This is a genomic window from Rhizobium sp. C4 (genome assembly GCF_021026315.1).
In the GTDB taxonomy this organism is placed as follows: Bacteria; Pseudomonadota; Alphaproteobacteria; order Rhizobiales; family Rhizobiaceae; genus Ensifer_A.
Genome location: NZ_JAJNCX010000035.1, coordinates 1 through 6,749, shown reverse-complemented (window position 1 = coordinate 6,749; position 6,749 = coordinate 1). Strand labels below are relative to the sequence as shown.

Sequence of the window (6,749 nt, the reverse complement as noted above, 5' to 3'; positions counted from 1 at the left end):
CCGCAAATCCATCGACAAAGCCTTCGACATCTCAGCCACCTCCATCCAGAGGGTGTCATAAGAATCAGACAGACGCTGATTTGCATAGCCCAGTCGATTCAATCAGGTAGGATGCCCCTCTAAATGGCTGCAACGCCCTCGATACACGTCGTTACGTCGCCGCCGATCCAAATTTGGTCCTCGATCTTCTGCACATGAACACGTCCTTCCCTTCGAAGGACCGTACCCTGGCTGGCAATGTACGACGAGGGCGCGATGCGGCTTCCTATCAACCATTGGGCGATGCCAGCGTTTAGACTGCCAGTTACAGGATCTTCAAATCCGGCCGCGGTAAAGGCACGCACCTCGAAATCTGCATCCCGCCCATCCTTCATGGGGTCCCAAGGGGCAACAACACCGACCCGCAACCCGGACAGCACGGCGAAGTCCGGGCGCAGCGCCAAGACGTCGGCCTTGGAGCGTAGCAGGACAGCAAGCCAGCCAGGGCCATTGTCCACCCAGTTGGCGTCAACGATGTCATCTGCTGTCAATCGCAAACCTTTGATGGCTCGCGTCAGCGTGTCGAGTTCCACCGGGCCCGAGCGGCGCAGCTCGGGGGCTTCGAAAGCAAGCCGTTTTTTATCGTGCCGGATGCGGATAAGTCCTGCTTCGCACTCCTGGATAATGTCACCATTCTTTGGTCGCCCACCGGATGACAGCCAGACATGGCAACTCCCCAAGGTAGGGTGACCCGCGAACGGCAATTCAGCAACGGGCGTAAAGATGCGAACGCGGTAGTCTGCATCTGCCGACTTCGGCTGGAGAAGGAAGGTCGTTTCGCTAAGGTTCGTCCAACTCGCGAAGGCAGCCATCTCTGATGCGGTCAAGGAATCGGCTCCGATGACAACCGCCAACGGGTTACCTAGCAAAGCTCTGGAGGAGAAAACATCAACCTGCTGGAATGAAAATTTTGTGGTTCCGTGTCTCACTATGACATCCTGACGTTCTAATTTTATGCGGCCTTTCCGCATTTGGCATGACTTTGGCTGACTGCCAATTCCACGGAAGCAGTTGCTCGACCCGTGCAACCGGCATGTCAGCGATGCGAGCGAGGACATCTGCAAGCCACGCCTGCGGATCGACGTCGTTGAGCTTAGCGCTCACGATGAGCGTTGCCATAAACGCGGCGCGATCGGCACCACGATCGGAGCCGGCAAAGAGCCACGACTTTCTGCTGAGGGCAAAGCCGCGCAACGCCCGTTCGGCGGCGTTGTTGGTGAGGCAGATCCGGCCGTCTTCAAGGAATGACGTGAAGCCATCCCAGCGCTTGAGCATGTAGTCGATTGCCTCGACGACGGGAGAACTGCGCGATAGCTTTTCGCGCTCGGTTTGGAGCCAACCATTTAGTTCTTCGGCGAGCGGCTGGCTATTTTTGCGGCGGCGCTCCAAGCGCTCGTCGGCGGCAAGACCGTTGATCTCCCGTTCGATATCGAACAGGGCATCGATCCGTTTGACGGCTTCCAGCGCAATAGGTGAGATCGGCGCGGCTTTGCCGCCACGTTTGGCGTTCGTGGCGATATCCGCGAGGGCGAAGAATTTGCGCCTCGCGTGCGACCAACATAGAGCCTGCGTTAACGGCGCAGGAACCCGGTCCATCTTGAACAGCGGGTTGTAGCCGCCGTAGGCATCTGCCTGCAGAATGCCGGTGAAGGTCTTCAGGTGGCGCTCGGGATGCTCCTGTCGCCGGTCTCGTGAGGCATAGTAAAGGGCAGCAGGCGGTGAGCGCCCGCCGAATGGTCGGTCATCCCGGACATAGGTCCAGATGCGACCGGTATCGGTCTTTCCCTTCGCCAGGATCGGCACGGTCGTGTCGATGCCATGCAGCCGCTCGGCCACCAGGACATGCGCCTCGATCAGTGCATGGAGGGGCCTGAGGGCGGCGGCACACGCGCCAACCTGGTCAGCCAGTGTCGAAAGGCTGAGATCGATCCCCTCGCGGGAATATCGTTCGCTTTGACGGTTGAGGTGTTGATGCTGGGCGAACTTCTCGAACAGGATCATCGCCAAAAGGTTCGGCCCCGCAAAGCCGCGCGGCGTAACATGGAAAGGTGCCGGGGCTTGGGTGATCTTCTCGCATTCACGGCAGGAGAACTTCTCCCGAACGGTCTGTATGACCTTCCATTGACGAGGGACGACCTCCAGGGTCTCGGTGACATCCTCGCCGAGCTTCGACAGCTTGGCTGAGCCGCAACAGGGGCAATTCGCCGGGGCGGCGATGACGACACGCTCGCGCGGCAGATGCTCGGGAAACGGCTTGCGTGAAGGACGCTTGCGCTCGAAGGCCCTGACGGTAGAACCCTTGGCAAGCGCCTCTGCCGCGAGTTCATCTTCGCCCGCATCAGTTTCGAGTTCTTCGAGCTGCAGTTCCATCTGTTCGAGAAGCCGTGCCTTGCGCTCAGAGCGGCTGCCGTAAAGCTCTCGGCGGACCTTCTCGATCTCCAGCTTCAGCCGGGCGATCAGCGCCTCGGAATGCGACACGAGCGCTTTTGCACTGGCAGCTTCCGCCTTCGCTGTCGCCGCTTCAGCCTCGGCCACAACACGCCGAGCGCGCTCCTCGGCAAGCAGTGCGAGTGCACTGGCAAGGTCGTCCGGAAGCTGTTCGGCAGGGGCGTTCATGGCGAGATGGAATCATATTCTCTCCCGCCATTCCAGCATTTTTGCTTATCCGGCCGAGGTGGGCCGCCAGGTTTTTTCCGGCATCCGCCAGTCGATCCCCTCCAACAAATAGCCGAGCTGCGCAGGTGTGATCACCACCGTTCCATCGGCCGCCTACGGCCATATGAAGCGGCCCCGCTCCAGCTTCTTCGTGAACAGGCAGGCTCCCTGCCCATCATGCCAGTTGACCTTGATCAGGCCGCCACCACGACCGCGGAAGACGAACAGGTGTCCACACATCGGATCGCGCTTGAGCGTCTCCTGCACCATCAGCGACAAGCCAGGAAAGCCCTTGCGCATGTCCGTATTGCCTGTCGCCAGCCAGACCTTCACACCAGCAGGAACCGGGATCATCGCCGACCTAGCACACAATCGAGAATGCGGCCAAGCGCTTCCGTGTCGATGTCACTATCCACGTGGACACGACGACCGCGGCCCAGATCAATCGTCACATCGCTACGCTTCCGGCGCGGTTGCGATGGGGCGGGCAACTCCGAGGCGACGGGTAGGGCTGCCGGCGCGGCCTCCGAAACGATGACGGGCACCAAGGTGCTCGATACCGGGGTCGACGGCTCCTCGATCTGGCAGAGTTCCTTGCGCCACCGAAAGAGCTGGCTCACGTGGATGCCGGCCGATCGCGCAATCTCTGAAAGAACCGCACCAGGCTCAAGGCAGGCGGCAACCAGCCGCCCTTGTCCTCGCGAGACCAGCGCCGCCGGCGCTCGACAGACGTGATCACTTCAATCGGATGCTTCGTCATAGGACTACTCCTAGTGTTTGCACTAGGACTTCCGATGTTCACGCCAATCTCGCAAGGCGGCCCTCACCGGAGGGGTACGATGGCACAAAGGGCCTCACCGAGAACGGCGTGGACGATCTCCGGGACCTGCTCGCCGACATACAAACATGGGAGGGTGGCATCCGCCAGTTCCTCGTCGATGAACGATGTGATCCCGAGATGATCGAGCGCGTCATGGCCTACGAAGCCAAGAGAAGCCTATAGATTCGGTCTCTCGACCCTGCCAAAATCCATTCGCCGGACGCTCACGTGTGTTTAGAGGGGCATCCTACCTGATTGAATCGACTGGGCTATGCAAAGTAACCATCCGGCCAAGGCCGCGGACCTTATGATTTCGGCTGATCAGTGATGATGCGTTCGATCTTTTCCGGATCACATTGCTCGTTGAGAAGGAATTGGCGAACGCCGCCTTCTGAGGACCGCAAGTCGGCGAGGAACTGCTGCAGGCTCTCGATGCCACGGTCGGTGAAGGTTATGATACCCTCGTCGGCACCGTCGTAGACATGGATCATTTCGCCGTGGTCGATGTTGTCGGAATTGCTGGCGATTTCTTCAAGCAACTCGAGGTTCTCACCGATCAGCGTGGCGACATATTCGATCGTGTAGACGTGCGTCGGTTGCGCCATCAGGCCGCCACCTGCCGGGCGTTTCCAGCGGACCAGTTCCACGGCAACAGTTCCGGCAGCCTTGATACTGGAAGGCTGGGCATGCGGGCGAGCACGTCCGCCAGCCAGGCTTGCGGATCGATGTCGTTCATCTTTGCCGAGACGATCAGAGAATACATGAAGGCAGCACGTTCGCCTCCGCGCTGGGAGCCGGCGAACAGCCATGCCTTTCTTCCCAGAGCAATCCCGCGCAGGGCGCGTTCGGCGGCGTTGTTCGTCAGACAAAGTCTGCCGTCATCGAGGAAACGGGTGAAGGCTTCAAAGCGTCCCTCCTTCTCGAACATGTAGTTGATCGCCTTGGCGACGGGATTGTGCTTCGACATCTGGGCACGCTGGGCCGTGAGCCAATCGTGCAACTCCTCAACGAGCGGACGGGCATGTTGCTGCCGGGCGACAAGCCGTGCCTCGGCCGGCATGCCATTTATGCCGCGCTCGATGTCGAAGAGCGCGTCGATGCGGGCCACGGCCTCGAGCGCGACGGGCGATATCTCGTGGGCAGGCTTTCCCTTGCGCACGTTGCCGGCGATGTCGGCCAATTCGAAGAACTTGCGCCGCGCGTGGCTCCAGCAGAGCGCGCTGTTGACCGGAGCGGGGCCGCGGTCGGCACGGTAGAGGTCGTTGTAGCCACCATAGGCATCGGCCTGGAGAGTACCATGCCACCCGGCGAGATGTCTGTTTGGATGGGTCTTCTCGCGATCAACAGAGAAGTAGAAGAGTGCCGCGGGAGGCGCGCCGCCTGCGAAGGGGCGGTCGTCGCGAACGTAAGTCCACAATCTTGCCTGCCGCGTTGCACCCCGCGCCAGAAGCGGCACGGTGGTGTCGTCCCCATGCAGCCGTTCGGCGGCAAGAACATGGGCGCGGATCAGATCATGGATAGGTTGCAGCGCTATCGTGCAGGCCCCGACCTGGTCGGCCAGCGTGGAGAGGCTGAGGTCGACGCCCTCCCTGGCATAGCGCTCGGCCTGGCGGTTCAAGGGTTGATGCTGTCCGAACTTCTCGAAGAGGATCGTGGCCAGCAGGTTCGGCCCCGCCCATCCGCGCGGTGTGGCATGGAAAGGTGCCGGTGACTGGCTGATCTTCTCGCAGTCGCGGCAGGTAAACTTCTCGCGCACCGTCTGGATCACTTTCCACTGGCGAGGGATCACCTCCAGCGTCTCGGTGACGTCTTCGCCCATCTTCACGATCCGGGCCGAACCGCAGCAGGTGCAGCTTGACGGAGCCTCGATGATGACGCGCTCGCGCGGCAATTGCGCGGGAAAAGGTTTGCGGGCTGGGCGACGGCGTTCGAAGGCGGAGACATTCGTGATCTTTGCCGCGACGCGTACCGCAGTGATCTCATCCTCGGTGGCATCGGCCTCGAGTTCTTCGAGCTGCAATTCCATCTGGTCTATCAGCCGGGCGCGGCGTTCCGAACTGTGGCCATATTGCTCGCGCCGCATTTTTGCGATCTCGAGCTTGAGATGCCGGATCATCGCCTCGGATGTCGTGACGACGGCCCGCACCTGTGCGAGGTTGGCTTCGGCGGAGGCGGCACGCGCCTCCGATGCCGCTAGCGCGGCCCGCAATCTGGCTATCTCCGAAGCAGCGTCATCCATGGCCGGAAGCTAGCATGCCGCCTGCAAAATACCTAACGAAAACAGGGAAATATAGAGGGTCAGCCAGCCTTTGAAGGCCGCTGTGTCCAGCGCGGATTGCGCCAGTCTATTCCTTCCAGAAGATAGCCAAGCTGAGCCGAGGATACCGATACAGCTGAGCCGCTCTGACTGGTCGGCCAGATGAACTTTCCGGCCTCCAGGCGCTTCAGGTAAAGCGACATGCCAACCCCGTCATGCCAAAGCACCTTGATCAGATCGCCCTTGCGTCCCCGAAAGCAGAATATCTCGCCGCCATGGGGATCGCGGCCGAGGCCTTCTTGCACCTTCAGCGCCAGGCTGTTCATGCCGCAACGCATGTCCGTCACGCCACCCGCGATCCAGACCTTCACGCCAGCCGGAAAGGCGATCATGACGCATCCAGAACCGGCAACAGACGGGCCAGAATATTCGGATCAAGCGAGGTCGGGATCGTCAGCCGACGACCGTTCGGCAGACCGATCTCGATCCTTTTGTCGTCTTCCCGCCGCGGCGGCGAGGCCTTCTCGCAAGGTGCCGCCGCTGGTGGCGAAATCGACAGTGGCATGAAGCCAGGTGACGTCGAAACGCTTAAAAGGCCGTTCCGGTATTCCCGTCGCCAGGTCGTCAGTAGCGATCGCGACAACCCATAACGTCGCGCCGTCGCCGAACCCTGCCGAAAGCCCCGCAGGCTTTCCTCGACGATCCGAACCTTCTCTTCGTCCGACCAATCCCGCCGACGGCCAAGATCATCGACGGACAAAACCTCAACGGGGGAAATCACTGTAGCGTATGACATAAGGCATGCACTTAAAGCCAATCACCAAATCAGGGCAGACGGCCTTCGGCGGAGGCATACTATGCAAATCAGCGTCTGTCTGATTCTTATGACACCCTCTGGATGGAGGTGGCTGAGATGTCGAAGGCTTTGTCGATGGATTTGCGGGTTCGGGTTCTTGCAGCGGTTTCACAGGGCCTTTC

At 60.6% G+C, this 6,749-nt stretch carries 8 protein-coding genes and 2 pseudogenes; all 10 read right to left on the bottom strand.

Features of this window, described 5'->3' with window-relative positions; genetic code table 11:
• Positions 1-119: 119 nt before the first annotated feature.
• The 10 genes and pseudogenes from LQK84_RS24810 to tnpA all read right to left on the bottom strand — a co-directional run bounded on the left by LQK84_RS24810 (position 120) and on the right by tnpA (position 6,531).
• Entirely contained in the window at positions 120-968 is an 849-nt protein-coding gene (locus LQK84_RS24810; protein ID WP_442967023.1) for a PhzF family phenazine biosynthesis protein, read from the bottom strand.
• Between the two features lie 55 nt (positions 969-1,023).
• Positions 1,024-2,655: pseudogene (tnpC, locus tag LQK84_RS24805) on the bottom strand (IS66 family transposase); the annotation flags it as partial.
• A gap of 153 nt (positions 2,656-2,808) precedes the next feature.
• On the bottom strand, positions 2,809-3,048 hold the full coding sequence (tnpB, locus tag LQK84_RS24800; RefSeq protein WP_442967022.1) for an IS66 family insertion sequence element accessory protein TnpB: 240 nt from the start codon (positions 3,046-3,048) through the stop codon (positions 2,809-2,811).
• A complete protein-coding gene (locus tag LQK84_RS25400) occupies positions 3,045-3,338 on the bottom strand; it encodes a hypothetical protein (protein WP_442967024.1) in 294 nt (97 codons plus the stop codon). Before LQK84_RS25400 ends, tnpB (LQK84_RS24800) begins: the two co-directional genes overlap by 4 nt.
• The gene (locus LQK84_RS24795) at positions 3,311-3,454 is read right to left on the bottom strand and encodes a hypothetical protein (protein WP_230831463.1); all 144 of its coding nucleotides are present in this window, start codon (positions 3,452-3,454) and stop codon (positions 3,311-3,313) included. The genes LQK84_RS25400 and LQK84_RS24795 overlap by 28 nt, the downstream gene beginning before the upstream one ends.
• A gap of 125 nt (positions 3,455-3,579) precedes the next feature.
• Positions 3,580-3,711, bottom strand: a pseudogene (locus LQK84_RS25395) (IS5/IS1182 family transposase); the annotation flags it as partial.
• 108 nt (positions 3,712-3,819) lie between these two features.
• Positions 3,820-4,119: a hypothetical protein gene (locus LQK84_RS24785; protein ID WP_230831462.1), complete on the bottom strand. Its 300-nt coding sequence runs from the start codon at positions 4,117-4,119 to the stop codon at positions 3,820-3,822.
• Positions 4,119-5,753, bottom strand: coding sequence for an IS66 family transposase (tnpC, locus tag LQK84_RS24780; RefSeq protein WP_230831461.1), 1,635 nt, complete (start codon positions 5,751-5,753; stop codon positions 4,119-4,121). Before tnpC (LQK84_RS24780) ends, LQK84_RS24785 begins: the two co-directional genes overlap by 1 nt.
• 59 nt (positions 5,754-5,812) lie before the next feature.
• The gene (gene tnpB, locus LQK84_RS24775) at positions 5,813-6,163 is read right to left on the bottom strand and encodes an IS66 family insertion sequence element accessory protein TnpB (RefSeq protein WP_230831460.1); all 351 of its coding nucleotides are present in this window, start codon (positions 6,161-6,163) and stop codon (positions 5,813-5,815) included.
• On the bottom strand, positions 6,160-6,531 hold the full coding sequence (tnpA, locus tag LQK84_RS24770) for an IS66-like element accessory protein TnpA (RefSeq protein WP_230831459.1): 372 nt from the start codon (positions 6,529-6,531) through the stop codon (positions 6,160-6,162). The genes tnpB (LQK84_RS24775) and tnpA overlap by 4 nt, the downstream gene beginning before the upstream one ends.
• Positions 6,532-6,749: the final 218 nt, after the last annotated feature.